This is a genomic window from Amycolatopsis sp. NPDC104863, from assembly GCF_055582965.1.
Window position 1 is genome coordinate 1,065,891 of sequence record NZ_JBVJOW010000004.1, and the last position, 14,871, is coordinate 1,080,761.

The window sequence follows — 14,871 nt, forward strand, 5'->3', positions numbered from 1 at the left end:
AGGGAGCCTTGGGTTGGGGAGGCAAAGGGGGACGTTCGAACAAACCCCGTGGGGCAGGGGGCAACCCCGGGGGGGAACGAACCCACATCGCTTTCGACGGGGGGGGGGGGCCCCGGTCCGCCCCCCCACCCCCTCAGACGTCGCGGATGTTCGTCTCCAGCTCCAGCGGCTCCCGGTCCCAGTCCTCGACGCCGAACGCGAGGATCCGGGCCGGGTGGATGCGGATCACCGCGTCGTCGAAGTGGTTGTCCGGGAGGTTGACGCCGGTCAGCGCCTCGGCGCGGCCGCGGATCTCCAGGCACCGCACCCGCCACGGGTTCGTCGAGGGCAGGTCGTCGACGACGAACGCGACCTGGTCGTCGGTCGCCAGGTTGCGGAACTTCTTGCTGGTGCTCAGGTTGTGCCCGGTGACGTCGATCGTCTTCGCGTCCGGGTTGTACCGGAAGCCGACCGGGTTGACCTGCAGGGTTCCGTTCGGCTGCCGGGTCGCCAGCCGGCCCAGCGGCTGGGCTTCGAGGTACGCGAGCTCTGCTTCGGTGAACATGCGCGCCAGCCTTCTACTTCAAGCGAGCTTGAAGTCAAGCGAACGGGCCGCCGAACGCGTGCTCGGTGAACCGGTCGGCGATCCGGCGGTGGGCCGCCGGGCCCGGGTGCAGCTCGTCCGGCAGCGGGAACTCGGCGAAGTCGGCCTCGCCGTACAGCACGCGGCCGTCCAGGTAGTGCAGGTCCGGGTCCTGCCGCTGCGCGACGACGCGCGCCAGCTCGTCGCGGACCACCTCGAGCGTCAGCTTCCCCGCCGCGACCTCGGCCGGGTCGCCGGTCGCCCGGAACCGCACCTCGCCCGCGGCCAGCGCCTCGTGGTCGAAGTCGCCGGGGCCGGGCGTCCGCTCGTGGATCGGGCACAGCAGCGGCGACACGACCAGCAGCGGCGCCGACGGGTGGCCCTCGCGGATCGTGTCGAGGAACCCGTGCACCGCCGGGCCGAACGCGCGCACGCGCATCAGGTCCGCGTTGACGACGTTGATGCCGAGCTTCACGCTGACCAGGTCGGCCGGCGTGTCCCGCAGCGCGCGGGCCGTGAACGGGTCGAGCAGCGCGTTCCCGCTGAACCCCAGGTTGACCAGCTCGACGCCGGCCGCGAGCGCGGCCAGCGCGGTCCAGGTGCCCGACGGGCTCGTGGCGTTCGAACCCTGGCTGATCGAGCTGCCGTGGTGCAGCCAGACCCGCCCGTGCGGCGGCGCGGGCGTCACCGGGGCGTCGGTCCGCAACGCGACCAGCTCCGTGATCTCGTTGTGCGGCAACCAGATCTCGACGTCCTTGTCGTGCCCGGGCAGGCCGGGGAACCGCACGCCGCCGGGCACGGTCGCCTGGGCGGCGAGCTTGCCGTCCACCAGCAGGTCGTACACGCCGTCGGGGCGCGGTGGCGCGCCCGGGTACTCGATCTTCGTCGCCAGCGTCTCGAGCTCGACAACCGTGGCGCGCGTCCGGAACCGCAGGCGGACGCCGGCCGGCTGCGTTTCGGCCATGGCCAGGCGCGGGTCGGTGTTCTGCGCGCGGGCCCGGGCGGACAGCCGGTGCGGTGCCAGGCCGCGCTCGGTGCGCTCCAGTTCGAGGGCGCCGCGGACGAGGTCGGTGGTGAGGGGCGTGGTGATCATGCCGAAGGCCAATCGTGGAGAAGGGAGTCGAGGACGTCGAGGAGGCGGGCCCAGCTCTCCGCCGAGGCGGGCGAGCTGTGGTCGAAGCCGCCCTGCCCTTCGAGGGTGACGAACCCGTGGAAGAAGCTGCCGAGCAGCCGGACGGCGTGCGTTTCGTCCGGCCCGGTCAGGGCGTAGCCGCGCAGGATCGCGCGCATCATCTGCGAGTGCCGGACGCCGGCGCTCGCGGCGGCGGCCTCCGGGTCGAGCCGGAACTGCGCGGCGGCGTATCGGCCCGGGTGCTCGCGGGCGTAGTCGCGGTAGACGTCGGCGAAGGCGACGAGCGCGTCCCGCCCGGCGCGGCCCGCGAGCGCGGCGGCCGCGCGGTCGGCGAGCTCCTCCAGTGCGAGCAGCGCGATCTTCGTCCGCAGGTCGTGGGCGTTCTTGACGTGCGAATACAGGCTCGCAACCTTGACGTCGAACCGCCGCGCCAGCTCCGACGGCGTCACCTGCTCGAAGCCCAGCTCGTCGGCGAGCTCCGCCCCGGCGCGCACCACGCGTTCCGTGGTCAGACCGGCACGAACCATAACTACACCTCCTCTTGGCTAAAGGAAGTGTAGATCAACCTAAAGGCTTTAGGCAAACAGCGCGTCGCCCCAGTAGCCGGTCGGCGAGACACCCGGCGGGACCGCGAAGTGCGCGGACCCCGTGTGCTGCACGTACTCCATCATCGCGTCCTTCGACGACAGCGCCTGCTGCATCGGGACGTACTGCGCGCGGGTGTCCCGGTTGAACGCCAGGAAGAACAGCCCCGCCTCGAGGTGGCCGACACCGTCGGAGCCGTCGACGAAGTTGTAGCCGCGGCGCAGGATCCGGACGCCGCTCAGCGCCTGGTGCGAGGCCAGCCGGACGTGCGCGTCGTCGGCGATCACCTTCTCGCCGCCCGCGCCGCCGACGTCGAGGTCGAGCTCGTCGAACTCCGCGGTCTGGCCCAGCGGGGCGCCGGTGCCCTTCGTGCGGCCGACGATCTGCTGCTGGCCGTCGAGCGTCTCGCGGTCCCACGTCTCGATGTGCATCCGGATCCGGCGCGCGACCAGGTAGCTGCCGCCGGCCATCCACGCCTGGCCGTCGCCGGCCTGGGTCCACACCTGGTCACGCAGGAAGTCGGTGTCCTCGGACTTGATGTTGTTCGTGCCGTCCTTGAACCCGAACAGGTTCCGCGGTGTCTGCTGCGCGCGCGACGTCGACGAGCTGCGGCCGAAGCCGAGCTGCGACCAGCGGACCTCGGTGACGCCGAAGCCGAGCCGCACCAGGTTGCGCACCGCGTGCACCGCGACCTGCGGGTCGTCCGCGCACGCCTGGATGCACAGGTCGCCGCCGCTGCGGGCCGGGTCGAGCTTGTCCTTCGGGAACAGCGGCAGGTCGATCAGCTGCGGCGGCCGCTTCCCCGCGAGGCCGAAGCGGCCGTCGAACAGCGACGGCCCGAAGCCGATGGTCAGCGTCAGGTGCGACGCCGGCAGGTCGAGCGCCTCGCCGGTGTCGCCGGGCGGGGCGAACTCGCCGCCGCCGACCGCGCCGTTCGCGACGACCTCCTGGCCCGCCGTCATCCGGCGGGCCGCGTCGGTCCACGTCTTGAGCAGCTGCCGCAGCTTCTCGCCGTCCTTGGTCGTGACGTCGAGAGCCGCGAAGTGCAGGTTCGCCTGCGTCGGCGTCACGATGCCGGCCTGATGCTCACCGTGGAAGTCCACCGTGCTCACCGACGCCTCGGCGTTGCTGCTGGTCGCTTTGTCGATCCCGATGCCCGCCGCGGCCCCGGCCCCGGCGAGCGCGACACCCGCCCCCGCCAGGCCGAAGAGCTTCCGGCGGGAGACCCGGGTGCCGTCTTCGGTCATTTGGACACAACCTCCGCGACCTTGCTCAGCGGCTCGCTCAGCGCGTCGACGGCCGAGGCGAACTCCTTGATCTGGTCCTGCGACAGCTCGTTGTACAGCTTGAAGCCGTCCCCGGCGCGCGTCTTGTCCAGCAGGCCCTGGACGTTCGCGAACTCCTTGTCCAAAGTGGACACGAGCGCGGCGTCCCGCTCCTGCAGCAGCGGCCGCAGCGAGGCGATCGCGCCCTTCGAACCGTCCACGTTGGCCTGGAAGTCCCAGAGGTCGGTGTGCGAGAAGGTCTCCTCCTCGCCGGTGATCTTGCCGGTCGCGACCTCGTCGAGCAGGCCCTTCGCGCCGTTCGCCAGGTCGAGCGCGTTCAGCTCGAGCGTCTTCGACTTCGCGACCAGGTCCTTGACGTCGGTCAGCAGCTTGTCGGCGATCTTCGGGCTGTCGGCCTGCAGGCCGGAGACGAACAGGTCCTTCTCGAGCCGGTGGAAGCCGGTGAACTGCTGGCCCGGCTCCAGGTCGGCCTCGCGGACGTCGATGGCCGGGTCGAGGTCGCCGAACTTCTCGGCGACCGGCTCGATGCGCTCGTAGTAGATGCGAGTGCGCGCGTAGGCGGCCTTCGCCTCGTCGACCTTGCCGCCCTTGACGAGGTCGACGAACTTGGCCGTCTCCTCCTCCAGCGCCGCGGTGTTGTTCGCGACGTAGTCGGCGTAGCTCTTGGTGGCATTCGCCTTCTGGGCGTTGGCGTCGGCCTGCTTCGGCGCGCCGCCGGTGATCGTGAAGTCACCGCGGATGCCGTTGCCGGCCATGCCCGGCTTGCACGCGGTCTGGTACTTGCCCGCGTCGGACACCTCGACGATCAGGCGCCGGTTGAGCCCGGGCGCGATGTTCTCGACCTCGCCCATGATCCGGTCGCCCTCGGCGTAGAGGTAGAACTCGGTGACCTTGGTGCCCTTGTTGGTGATCTCGAAGGTCACGTTGCCCGCGGCCGCCGTGTTCACCGAGACGGTGCACGCCGTGTCGGATGCCTCGACCTTGATCGGGCCGCCGGCGGCGGTGTTCTCGGTGCCGCCACCCGAGCTGTCGCACGCGGCCAGCGTCACCAGGGCGGCGGCGCCGGCCAGCACGGCCAGCGGGGTTCTGGGGGACTTGCGCACGGTCACTCCTTCGAGGCGGCCGCGGCGGCGGGCGCCGGCGCGGTCTTCTTGCTGGGCTTGAGGAAAAGGGGCAGCACGATGACGACGTAGGCGACCCACGCGATGGCCTGCAGAACGGTCGTCTGCTGCGAGTAGTTGAAGATGCCCTTGAGCAGGGCGCCGTACCAGGACGTCTCGGGCAGCGCGGCCGAAGCGTCGAAGGCGAGGGTGTTGATGCCGGGCAGGAAGGCGGCTTCCTGGAGGTCGTGCAGGCCGTAACCGAGCACGCCCGCGGCGACGAACACGAGCAGCACGCCGGTGATCGTGAAGAACTTGCCCAGGTTGAACCGGACGGCGCCCTTGTAGAGCAGCCAGGCCAGCACCACCGCGGCGAGGATGCCGATGGCGAAGCCGATCAGCGGCTGCGCGGTGTTCGACTGCGCGGTCTGGACGGCGGAGTAGAAGAACACCGCGGTTTCGAGGCCCTCACGCCCGACCGCGAGGAACGACAGCAGCAGCACGGCCAGCGGGCCGACGTCCAGCGCGTCGTCCATCTTCCCGCGCAGCTCGGCGGCGATGCTCTTCGACGCCTTGCGCATCCAGAAGATCATCGCCGTCACGAACACGACCGCGACGATCGACAGGCTCCCGCCGAGCAGCTCCTGGTGCTCGAACGACAGCTGGGCGGTCGTGTACGTGAGGACCGCGCCGACGGCGACCGAGAGCAGCACCGCGGCGCCGACGCCCGGCCACACCCAGCGCAGCGCGTGCCGGCGGTCGGTCTTCACCAGGAACGCGACGAGGATGCTGACGACCAGCGCGGCCTCCAGGCCTTCGCGCAGCCCGATCAGCGCACTCGAAAACAACACGTTCCCGCCTCCAGGTTTTTCGTGGGCCCGTGAAGTTTTTAGGTAAGGCTCACCTGTAAGTCCAGCGAGGGAACGCGCCGTCGCGCGCCGAAACCCGACAAAAGGGACAGCGGAACGAAGTTAGGTTAGGGTAACCGCAGGTCAGGGCGCTGCGCGTCGACTCGATAACAAAATTTGTGACTTCGCAGGCAGCCGACCTGTTTTTACCCTCCGCTTGCCTGGTCAGGCAGCCGAGGGTCCCCCTTGAGTGGCTCCGTAACCTGTTCGAGTGGCCGATACCGCTCAGCCGACCGTCACGCCTCCGCACTCGCCCCCGGGCGGCCCGCCGCGGCGCTATCTCGGCCGGGTGGCCCTCGCGCTGGGACTGGTGCTCACCGGTGTGGTCCTCGTCGTCACCATCGGGGTCCGGAACCCGGACGCGCCGGCCGAGCCACCGCCCGCGCAGCCCGCGCTCGCCATCCCGGAGCAGCGCCCGCAGCCGGGCGCCGAGTCGCCGCGGGCCGGGCTCGCCGCGCCGGTCGACCGGCCGGCCGTGTCCGACCAGGCCGAGCTGGACGCTTGGGCGACCCGGGTCGCGGACAAGACGCACGTCCCGGGGCGCGTGCTCGCCGCGTACGGCCGGGCGGAAATGTGGATGCAGCGGCAGAAACCGACGTGTCACCTCTCCTGGGCGACGCTCGCGGGGATCGGCCGCGTCGAGACCGGGCGCGGGGAGTTCGACCTCTCGGCCATCCGCCCGGACGGCCGGCTCGTGAAACCGGTCGTCGGCCCGCCGCTGGACGGCTCACCCGGCGTCCCGGCGGTGCACGACAGCGACGGCGGCAAGCTCGACGGCGACAAGTCGTGGGACCACACGATCGGGCCGCTGCAGTTCCTGCCCTCGACGTGGAAGAAGTACCAGGAGCGCGCCAACGGCGACGGCGGCGCGCCCGACCCCCAGAACATCGACGACGCGGCCTTCACGGCGGCGCGCTACCTCTGCTCGGGCAGCGACGACCTCGGCACCCCGGCCGGCTGGTGGCGCTCGATCCTGTTCTACAACCAGGGCGTGACGTACGGCCAGGACGTCTTCAGCGCGGCGGACGCCTACGCGGAGGCGAGCGTCGCGCCCTGAGTCAGCTCTCCCGGTCGGCGAAGAACGGCGTCACGGCCATCAGGACTAGCAGCAGCAACCCGGCGTAGGCGCCCAGCGTGGCGAAGATCGACATTTCGGTTCCTCCCTGTTTCGGTCTGGAACCAGCTTCGCCCGCGGAGGGGGTGTCGCGGATCGGCCGAGGGGCCCGGCGAGGTCGGCCGAAAGTCTGATCTCGCGCGGGCCGTTCGGCCCTGGCCGGGCGCCGTCAGGACTCGCGCAGCGCGATGCGCGCCTTGACCTCGCTGATCGCCTCGAGGTACTCCGGCACCGGGTTCATCGCCGACGCCATCCGCATCTGGGCCAGCGCCTCGACGAACCGGCCGAGCCGCTGCAGGGTGCGGCCGAGGATGAAGCGGGCGTAGTGGTCCGTCGGGTCCAGCTCGACCACCCGGGTCAGCGCCTGCTCGGCCCGCCGCAGCTGCGCGGAGTGGAAGTACGCGCGCCCGGCCAGGAGGTGGACCGACGGTTTGTCCGTCTCGGACTCCAGGAGGGGCTGCAGCACCTTCAGCGCGTCGAGCGGCCGACGGCGGCCGACCAGATCCTCCGCCTGGCGGAAGGCATGGAACCGCGACTCTTCGGGAGGCTGCGGAGCAGCTGCGGCATCCGTCATGGTCACACCCACGTTACCAATCCGGCCTGAAGCAGGCCAACCCTTGGAGCGGCGCGCGACCGCTGCTCGGAAGCCGTTTGGCCGTGGCTGTGGCCGGATTGGTGACCAGCGGCGCAGTACCCCTGAGGAGGGGCTCGCACACGCCGCCGATCGGGACGTGGTGGACTGTCTCGCCATGAGCAGCGGGTACCGGGGCCTGGCGCCCTACCTCTACTACGCCGACGCCACGGCGGCGCTCGCCTGGCTGACCAGGGTCTTCGGGTTCACCGAAGACGTCCGGTTCTGCGACGCGGCGGGCGAGGTCTTCCAGGCGACGCTGCGCGCGGGCGACGCGCGGATCCAGATCGCGGGCGTCGGGCCGGACTACTGGCAGGCCAAGGGCGTCGAAGGCCCGGTCGGCCAGCTCAACATCCTCTACGTCGACGACGTCGACGCCGACTACGAGCGGATCGCCGCCGCGCTCGGCGAGGAGGCCGAGCTCGAGCCGCCGCAGGACCAGCCCTACGGCGCGCGCGTGTTCACCGTCGCCGACCTAGGCGGCAACAGCTGGACGTTCTGGCAGCAGACGTCCGAGACCGTCGAGCTGCCGCCCGGCTGGCAGGCGATCCGCACCGACGGGTGAGTGACCGGCCGTGCCTCCAACGGGTGAACTGCGGCGACGGCTAGGCTGGGCGCGTCACCGCAGGCACGACGCACCGAGGAGCATGGCGTGGCTCTCATCGAGCAGGTAGGCGCGCGCGAGATTCTGGACTCGCGCGGCAACCCGACCGTCGAGGTGGAGGTGGCTCTCGACGACGGCACCCTGGCGCGGGCCGCCGTCCCGTCGGGCGCGTCCACCGGCGAACACGAGGCGGTCGAACTCCGCGACGGCGACACCGGCCGCTACAACGGCAAGGGCGTCGAGCGCGCGGTCGCCGCGGTGCTCGACGAGATCGGCCCCGAGATGGTCGGCATCGAAGCCGTCGACCAGCGGATCGTCGACCAGAAGCTGGTCGACCTCGACGGCACCCCGGCGAAGTCCCGCCTCGGCGCGAACGCCATCCTCGGCGTCTCGCTGGCCGTCGCGAAGGCCGCCGCCGAGTCGGCCGAGCTGGAGCTCTTCCGCTACTTGGGCGGGCCGAACGCGCACGTGCTGCCGGTCCCGATGCTGAACATCCTCAACGGCGGTTCGCACGCGGACAGCAACGTCGACGTCCAGGAGTTCATGATCGCGCCGATCGGCGCGGAGACCTTCCGCGAGGCCCTGCGCTGGGGAACCGAGGTCTACCACTCGCTGAAGTCGGTGCTGAAGGGCCGCGGCCTTTCGACCGGTCTGGGCGACGAAGGCGGCTTCGCGCCGAACCTCGGCAACAACCGCGAGGCTCTCGACCTGATCGTCCAGGCCATCGAGAAGGCCGGGTACGCCCCGGGCCGCGACGTCGCGCTCGCGCTCGACGTCGCCGCGACGGAGTTCTTCGCCGACGGCGCGTACACCTTCGAAGGCAGCAAGAAGAGTGCCGAGCAGATGTCCGCGTACTACGGCGAGCTGCTGGCGAACTACCCGCTCGTGTCCATCGAGGACCCGCTGAGCGAGGACGACTGGGACGGCTGGGTCACGATGACCGCCGAGGTCGGCGACAAGGTCCAGATCGTCGGCGACGACCTGTTCGTCACCAACCCGGACCGCCTCGAGGAGGGCATCACCCGCCGCGCCGCCAACGCGCTGCTGGTGAAGGTCAACCAGATCGGCACCCTGTCCGAGACGCTCGACGCGATCTCGCTGGCGACGTCGTTCGGCTACAAGTCGATGATGAGCCACCGTTCCGGCGAGACCGAGGACACGTTCATCGCGGACCTGGCGGTCGCCACCGGTGTCGGCCAGATCAAGACCGGCGCGCCGGCCCGCGGCGAGCGGATCGCCAAGTACAACCAGCTGCTGCGCATCGAGGAGACCCTCGGTGACGCCGCCCGGTACGCCGGCGAGCTGGCCTTCCCGCGGTTCAGCGCCGAGGCCTGATCGCCGATGGCGGACCGGGGGAGGACAACGCGCAACCGCCGTGGTGGCGGCGGGGCTTCGCGGGCCGGTGGGCCCGCACGGCCTCGCCGTCCCGAAGCGGCGCGCGCCGGCAACCCGGGCTCCCGGCCGCCCCGGCCCGCGGACGGCACGGCGGCCGCCCGGCGCCGCACCGGCGACGCGGAGACGACCAGGGCCCGGTTGCGCCGGGGCCTGGCGGCGAAGCGCGCGTCGGGTGCGGCGAAGGTGCTCGGCATGTCCACCACCCGCCGCGCGGCGGTGGTGGCGATCGTGGTGTGCGCGCTGGCGTTCACCATCGCCGTGCCCCTGCGCACGTACCTCTCCCAGCGGACCGAGGTCCGCGAACAGCAGGCGCAGCAGGCACAGCTGCAGCAGCAGGTCGCTCAGCTCCAGGGCCGCAAGGCGGAGCTGAGCGACCCCGCGCAGATCGAGGCCGAGGCCCGGCGGCGGCTGCGGTACGTCAAGCCGGGCGAGACGCCGTACATCGTCCAGCTGCCCGAGGACAAGGCCCCGGACGCGGCGCCGCAGCAGGGACAGCAGCAGGTGGCCAACGGCTCCTGGTACGAGAACCTCTGGAACCAGGTCTCCGGCGGCTGAGTGCTCCGGGCCACGCACTAACCTGGACCGCGTGAACAGCACGCAGCAGCACGCCTTCGAGCCCGTCACCGACGCCGACCGCGAGACCATCGCGGAGCAGCTCGGACGGCCGCCGCGAGCGCTGCGCGCCGTCGCCGCGCGGTGCCCGAGCGGGCACCCCTCCGTCGTGCAGACCAGCCCGCGGCTGGAGAACGGCACGCCGTTCCCGACGCTCTACTACCTCACCTGCCCGAAGCTGAACTCGATGATCGGCACGATCGAGGCGTCCGGGCTGATGAAGGAGATGACCGAGCGGCTCACCACCGATCCCGAGCTTGCCGCGCAGTACAAGCGCACGCACGAGACCTACCTCGCCGAGCGCGACGCGATCGAGCCGCTCGGGCACCAGGTCACCGCCGGGGGCATGCCCGGGCGCGTCAAGTGCCTGCACGTGCACGTCGCCCATTCTCTTGCGGTCGGTCCGGGCGTGAATCCGTTCGGTGACGAGACTCTTGAGCTCCTTAAGGCGAACGGGTGGCCCTCGGGAGACTGTGCCGAGTAACGCTCGCGGGCGGTAAACAGATAACTGGTCTGGGTGAGCGAAAACCCCGGTCCGGGAAGATCCCGACTCCCGAAGGGGTGAAACCGCGCCCCGGGTACGGCAGGCTGTCACCCGAGGGTGTGACCGATCCGCCAGGAGGGCTTCGAGTTATGCGTGTGCGGCGACTGCCTGACGCAGTCGGGAGCTACACCCGAAGATTCGGGATCCGCCACCGCACCGCGTACCCGCTGATCACCGGCATCCTCGCCGTGGTCCCCGCGCTGGTCGCCGGCGGTGGCACGCTCGGCTGGCTCGGCGGGAGCGGTGACCACACCCGCGACGCCGCGCTCGGCCAGGGGTACGACCCCGGCAACGCCGCCCTCCAGCAGATCGCCGTCGACGGCACCCTCCCCGGCGCGCCCAGCCCGCTGCCGCTCCCCGCGTACGAACTCCCCGACGGCCCCCTCGGCATCCCGGCCACCGCGCTCGCCGCGTACAAGAACGCCGCCGACGTCCTCGGCCGTGAGCAGCCCGCCTGCCACATCGACTGGGCCCTGATCGCCAGCATCGGCCGCATCGAGTCCAACCACGCGCGCGGCGGTTACGTCGACGCGGCGGGCACCACCCGCGAGCCGATCCTCGGCCCGGAGCTCAACGGCCAGGGCGGCTTCGCCGCGATCCCGGACACCGACCAGGGCCTGCTCGACACGGACCCGGTGTGGGACCGCGCGGTCGGCCCGACGCAGTTCATCCCGGCGACGTGGAAGGGCTACGCCTCCGACGGCAACAGCGACGGCAAGTCCGACCCCAACAACATCTTCGACGCGGCGCTGGCCACCGGCCGCTACCTGTGCTCCGGCGGCTTCGACCTCGCGAACCCGGACCAGCTGCGCGGCGCGATCTACCGCTACAACAACTCCGACACGTACGTGAACACGGTGATCCTGTGGGCGGAGGCCTACCGCAACGGGATCATGCAGGTGCCGGACAGCACCGTCCCGGTCGGCGCGCCGAACGCGGCGCTGGCCCCGGCGCCGCCCGCGATCCCGCCACCCCCGACGCCGACGACGACGCCGAGCGCACCGCCGTCCACCACGCCGGGCGGTTCGACGACGACCACCAAGACCACGCCGTCCTGCGCGCCGCCGAAGACCACGACCACCACGACGACCGAGATCTCGACGACGACCACGCCATCGCCGTCCCCGTCGCCGACTGGCCAGACGACTTCGCCGTCGCCGACCACGACCCCGACTCCGTCCTGCGGGGCGACGGTCACCGCCACGGCCACGACGACGACCACCACGACCACGACCGCGGTGACGCCCGGCAGCTAGGGTGATCGGCATGCCTCGTGTTGCCGCGATCGACTGTGGGACCAACTCCATCCGCCTGCTCGTCGCCGAGCTGACGCCGCGCCACGACGGCACGGTCGACCTGCGCGACCTGCACCGCGAGATGCGGATCGTCCGGCTCGGCCAGGGTGTCGACGCCACCGGCGAGCTCGCTCCCGAAGCGCTGGAGCGGACGAGGGCCGCGCTCGCCGACTACACCGTCGCGGCCCGGCGCAAGGGCGCCGAGAAGGTGCGGATGGTCGCCACCTCCGCGACGCGCGACGCGAAGAACCGCGACGACTTCTTCCGCATGACCCGCGAGACCCTCGGCGTCGAGGCCGAGGTGATCAGCGGCGACGAAGAGGCGCGGCTGTCGTTCACCGGCGCCGTCGGGGAGCAGGACCCGGACGACGGCCCGTTCGTCGTGGTCGACGTCGGCGGCGGCTCGACCGAGCTCGTCCTCGGCACCTGGGACGGCCGGAAGGCCGAGGTGCTCGCCGCGAAGTCCGTCGACATCGGCTGCGTCCGGATCACCGAGCGCGCGCTGAAGAGCGACCCGCCGACCGCCGAGGAGATCGCCGCGGCCCGTGACCTCGCCGGCAAGGTCCTGACCGAGGCGTTCGACGTCGTGGACGTCGCGCGCGCTCGCACGTGGGTGGGTGTCGCCGGCACGGTGACGACGCTGTCGGCGATCGCGCTGGGGCTGCCGGAGTACGACAGCGAGCGCGTCCACCTGTCCAAGCTGGGCCCGGCGGACATCGACCGGCTCGCGTCGGAGCTGCTGCACGCCGACCACGCCACTCGTGCCGCGAACCCGGTGATCCACCCGGGCCGCGTCGACGTCATCGGCGGCGGCGCGGTGGTGGTCCAGACCCTCGCCGAGCAGCTCGCGGCCCGCGGCGGCCCGACCGAGCTGGTGATCAGCGAGCACGACATCCTGGACGGCATCGCCCTCTCCCTCGCCTGACCCCGTATCTCCCGTGACTGGGCCCGTAACTCACGTGACTGAGCCCGTAACTCGCGTGACTGGGGCCGTAACTCGCGAGTTCCGGCTCTGATCACGCGAGTTACGGCTCGGGTCACGCGAGTTACGGGCCGGATCACGGGAGGTCCGGTTTCGGCCACGGCCGCCCCTTGACAAGCCTCGGCACAAGCCCTTTCGGACATCCGAAAGGGCTTGTGCCACAACGGAATCCGCCACCAACCCTCGGTGAGCGGGCGATGACCAGGTGTCCGCGCTGGGCCGTCCGGCGTATCCGGTTTCCTACGTTGGTTGTACTCCAACCAGGTGGTCCTGACGACCGTCACACATTTGCAACACCGCAGTCCTGTGATCAGCTTCACCGCCCCCGATAGCGTGCGTCTCACCTTTCGGACAGACGGAGATGGAGGGGATCATGCGTCGTTCGCGCAGGCTCTGGGGACCCACGGTGGTGATGACCTCGCTGGCGCTCGTGCTGGCCGCGTGCGGCGGCGGGTCGGGCAGCTCCGCGGGCGCCGGCGAGACGGACCCGGACGGCACGGTCAGCGTCTACGGCACCGAGCCGCAGAACGCGCTGGTCCCGACCAACATCAACGACCTCGGCGGCACCAAGGCGATCCAGGTCATGTTCGCCACGCTGGTCGGCTTCAAGGGCGCGGACGCCAAGCCGTTCAACCTGATGGCCGACTCGATCACGACGACCGACTCCAAGGTCTACGACATCAAGATCAAGCAGGGCTGGAAGTTCCACGACGGCACCGAGGTGAAGGCGCACAACTTCATCGACGCCTGGAACTACGGCGCCTACGCGCCCAACGGCCAGCTCAACACGGACTTCTTCTCGAACATCCAGGGGTACAAGGACGTCCACCCCGAGGACGAGAACGCCAAGCCGGCCACCGACAAGATGTCCGGCCTGGTGCAGAAGAGCGACTACGAGTTCACGGTCACGCTCGACGCGCCGTTCTCGGTGTTCGACATCAAGGTCGGCTACCAGGCGTTCGCGCCGCTGCCGGACGCGTTCTTCAAGGACCCCAAGGGCTTCGAGCAGCACCCGATCGGCAACGGCCCGATGAAGTTCGTCTCGCGGACGCCGAACCAGGACATCAAGCTCACCCGCAACGACGACTACAAGGGTGACGACAAGGTCCACTTCAAGGACCTCGACATCAAGATCTACTCCAGCCAGGAGACCGCCTACCAGGACCTGCTGAGCGGGCGGCTCGACTTCATGGAGGCGCTGCCGCCGTCGGCGGTCGCGGGCGGCAAGTACAAGGCCGACCTGGGCGACCGCCTGGTCACCGGGCACCTGCTCGGGGTCAGCACCATCGCCGTGCCGTACTACGTGCCCGGCTACGACAACCTCGAGCTGCGCAAGGCCATCTCGATGTCGATCGACCGCGCGCAGATCACCAAGACCGTCATGAACGACACCTACGTCCCGCTCGACGGGTACGTCGCCCAGGGCATCACCGGCGCCCGCTCCGGTGTCTGCCAGTTCTGCAAGTTCGACCCGGCGGCGGCCAAGGAGGCCTTCGCGAAGTCCGGCTTCAAGGGCAAGCTGACCATCGCGTCCAATGCGGACGGCGGCCGCAAGGAACCGCTGACCGCGGCGTGCAACAGCATCAAGAACACCCTCGGCGTCGAGTGCGACTTCGTGCCGGCCACCGACTTCGGCCAGTGGCGCAGCATCGTGACCAGCAAGAAGCTCACCGGCATGGGCCGCTCGGACTGGTCGGCGGACTACCCGTCCATCGAGGACTTCCTCAACCCGATCTACAAGACCGGCGGGTCCTCGAACGACTCCAGCTACTCGAACCCGCAGGTCGACGCGCTCCTGGCCCAGGCGGACGCCACCGCCGACAAGGACGCCGCGGTCAAGCTGTACCAGCAGGCCGAGGACCTGATCGCGAAGGACCTGCCGTCGATCCCGGTGTGGGACGAGCTGGGCGTCTCGGCTAAGTCGAAGAACCTCAAGTCCGCGGCCCTCGACTTCCGCCGGATGCCGGACTACCCGTCCATCGAGGTCCTGAAGAAGTGACGCGCTGAACTGCCGCAACCACCACCACGGCGGGGGGGGGGGGGGGGGGGGGGGGGGGGGGGGGGGGGGGGGGGGGGGGGGGGGGGGGGGGGGGGGGGGGGGGGGGGGGGGGGGGGGGGGGG

General features: G+C 70.8%; 15 protein-coding genes. 8 read left to right on the top strand and 7 right to left on the bottom strand.

Annotated features, from left to right (window positions below; all coding sequences use genetic code 11):
• Nucleotides 1-133: 133 nt before the first annotated feature.
• Genes ACZ63J_RS26745 through efeU form a run of 6 tightly spaced genes read right to left on the bottom strand, consistent with a single transcriptional unit; the run spans nucleotide 134 to nucleotide 5,516 of the window.
• On the bottom strand, nucleotides 134-544 hold the full coding sequence (locus tag ACZ63J_RS26745) for a PPOX class F420-dependent oxidoreductase (RefSeq protein WP_465408951.1): 411 nt from the start codon (nucleotides 542-544) through the stop codon (nucleotides 134-136).
• Nucleotides 545-578: 34 nt separating this feature from the next.
• Nucleotides 579-1,655: a GDSL-type esterase/lipase family protein gene (locus ACZ63J_RS26750; protein ID WP_465408953.1), complete on the bottom strand. Its 1,077-nt coding sequence runs from the start codon at nucleotides 1,653-1,655 to the stop codon at nucleotides 579-581.
• The gene (locus ACZ63J_RS26755) at nucleotides 1,652-2,221 is read right to left on the bottom strand and encodes a TetR/AcrR family transcriptional regulator (protein WP_465341488.1); all 570 of its coding nucleotides are present in this window, start codon (nucleotides 2,219-2,221) and stop codon (nucleotides 1,652-1,654) included. Before ACZ63J_RS26755 ends, ACZ63J_RS26750 begins: the two co-directional genes overlap by 4 nt.
• Before the next feature lie 48 nt (nucleotides 2,222-2,269).
• Entirely contained in the window at nucleotides 2,270-3,526 is a 1,257-nt protein-coding gene (gene efeB, locus ACZ63J_RS26760; RefSeq protein WP_465408955.1) for an iron uptake transporter deferrochelatase/peroxidase subunit, read from the bottom strand.
• Complete coding sequence (gene efeO, locus ACZ63J_RS26765; RefSeq protein ID WP_465408957.1) at nucleotides 3,523-4,674, bottom strand: iron uptake system protein EfeO; 1,152 nt, start codon at nucleotides 4,672-4,674, stop codon at nucleotides 3,523-3,525. Before efeO ends, efeB begins: the two co-directional genes overlap by 4 nt.
• Nucleotides 4,671-5,516: an iron uptake transporter permease EfeU gene (gene efeU / locus ACZ63J_RS26770; protein ID WP_465408959.1), complete on the bottom strand. Its 846-nt coding sequence runs from the start codon at nucleotides 5,514-5,516 to the stop codon at nucleotides 4,671-4,673. The genes efeO and efeU overlap by 4 nt, the downstream gene beginning before the upstream one ends.
• Nucleotides 5,517-5,883: 367 nt before the next feature.
• Between efeU and ACZ63J_RS26775 the strand changes: the two genes are divergently transcribed.
• Entirely contained in the window at nucleotides 5,884-6,630 is a 747-nt protein-coding gene (locus ACZ63J_RS26775) for a lysozyme family protein (RefSeq protein ID WP_465408967.1), read from the top strand.
• Between the two features lie 226 nt (nucleotides 6,631-6,856).
• Here the strand turns inward: ACZ63J_RS26775 and ACZ63J_RS26780 are convergent, their stop codons facing one another.
• A complete protein-coding gene (locus tag ACZ63J_RS26780) occupies nucleotides 6,857-7,261 on the bottom strand; it encodes a tetratricopeptide repeat protein (RefSeq protein WP_465408961.1) in 405 nt (134 codons plus the stop codon).
• Between the two features lie 175 nt (nucleotides 7,262-7,436).
• Here ACZ63J_RS26780 and ACZ63J_RS26785 point away from each other — a divergent pair, with 175 nt between their 5' ends.
• The 7 genes from ACZ63J_RS26785 to ACZ63J_RS26815 all read left to right on the top strand — a co-directional run bounded on the left by ACZ63J_RS26785 (nucleotide 7,437) and on the right by ACZ63J_RS26815 (nucleotide 14,749).
• Nucleotides 7,437-7,883, top strand: a complete 447-nt coding sequence (locus ACZ63J_RS26785) for a VOC family protein (RefSeq protein ID WP_465341493.1) — start codon at nucleotides 7,437-7,439, stop codon at nucleotides 7,881-7,883.
• A gap of 87 nt (nucleotides 7,884-7,970) precedes the next feature.
• Nucleotides 7,971-9,257: a phosphopyruvate hydratase gene (gene eno, locus ACZ63J_RS26790; RefSeq protein ID WP_465341494.1), complete on the top strand. Its 1,287-nt coding sequence runs from the start codon at nucleotides 7,971-7,973 to the stop codon at nucleotides 9,255-9,257.
• Between the two features lie 252 nt (nucleotides 9,258-9,509).
• Nucleotides 9,510-9,872, top strand: a complete 363-nt coding sequence (locus ACZ63J_RS26795; RefSeq protein ID WP_465302475.1) for an FtsB family cell division protein — start codon at nucleotides 9,510-9,512, stop codon at nucleotides 9,870-9,872.
• A gap of 31 nt (nucleotides 9,873-9,903) precedes the next feature.
• Nucleotides 9,904-10,413 carry a DUF501 domain-containing protein gene (locus ACZ63J_RS26800; RefSeq protein ID WP_465408963.1) on the top strand — a complete coding sequence of 170 codons (510 nt, stop codon included), beginning with the start codon at nucleotides 9,904-9,906 and terminating at the stop codon, nucleotides 10,411-10,413.
• Nucleotides 10,414-10,562: 149 nt separating this feature from the next.
• Nucleotides 10,563-11,729, top strand: coding sequence for a lytic transglycosylase domain-containing protein (locus ACZ63J_RS26805; protein ID WP_465408965.1), 1,167 nt, complete (start codon nucleotides 10,563-10,565; stop codon nucleotides 11,727-11,729).
• Nucleotides 11,730-11,739: 10 nt separating this feature from the next.
• Nucleotides 11,740-12,693, top strand: coding sequence for a Ppx/GppA phosphatase family protein (locus ACZ63J_RS26810; RefSeq protein ID WP_465302481.1), 954 nt, complete (start codon nucleotides 11,740-11,742; stop codon nucleotides 12,691-12,693).
• Between the two features lie 430 nt (nucleotides 12,694-13,123).
• Complete coding sequence (locus ACZ63J_RS26815; RefSeq protein ID WP_465341496.1) at nucleotides 13,124-14,749, top strand: peptide ABC transporter substrate-binding protein; 1,626 nt, start codon at nucleotides 13,124-13,126, stop codon at nucleotides 14,747-14,749.
• Nucleotides 14,750-14,871 lie beyond the last annotated feature (122 nt).

Coding starts and splice junctions, on each gene's coding strand:
- ACZ63J_RS26745 (WP_465408951.1), bottom strand. CDS start 544: ATGTTCACCGAAGCAGAGCTCGCGTACCTCGAAGCCCAGCCGCTGGGC.
- ACZ63J_RS26750 (WP_465408953.1), bottom strand. CDS start 1,655: ATGATCACCACGCCCCTCACCACCGACCTCGTCCGCGGCGCCCTCGAA.
- ACZ63J_RS26755 (WP_465341488.1), bottom strand. CDS start 2,221: ATGGTTCGTGCCGGTCTGACCACGGAACGCGTGGTGCGCGCCGGGGCG.
- efeB (WP_465408955.1), bottom strand. CDS start 3,526: ATGACCGAAGACGGCACCCGGGTCTCCCGCCGGAAGCTCTTCGGCCTG.
- ACZ63J_RS26780 (WP_465408961.1), bottom strand. CDS start 7,261: ATGACGGATGCCGCAGCTGCTCCGCAGCCTCCCGAAGAGTCGCGGTTC.
- ACZ63J_RS26785 (WP_465341493.1), top strand. CDS start 7,437: ATGAGCAGCGGGTACCGGGGCCTGGCGCCCTACCTCTACTACGCCGAC.
- ACZ63J_RS26795 (WP_465302475.1), top strand. CDS start 9,510: ATGTCCACCACCCGCCGCGCGGCGGTGGTGGCGATCGTGGTGTGCGCG.
- ACZ63J_RS26805 (WP_465408965.1), top strand. CDS start 10,563: ATGCGTGTGCGGCGACTGCCTGACGCAGTCGGGAGCTACACCCGAAGA.
- ACZ63J_RS26810 (WP_465302481.1), top strand. CDS start 11,740: ATGCCTCGTGTTGCCGCGATCGACTGTGGGACCAACTCCATCCGCCTG.
- ACZ63J_RS26815 (WP_465341496.1), top strand. CDS start 13,124: ATGCGTCGTTCGCGCAGGCTCTGGGGACCCACGGTGGTGATGACCTCG.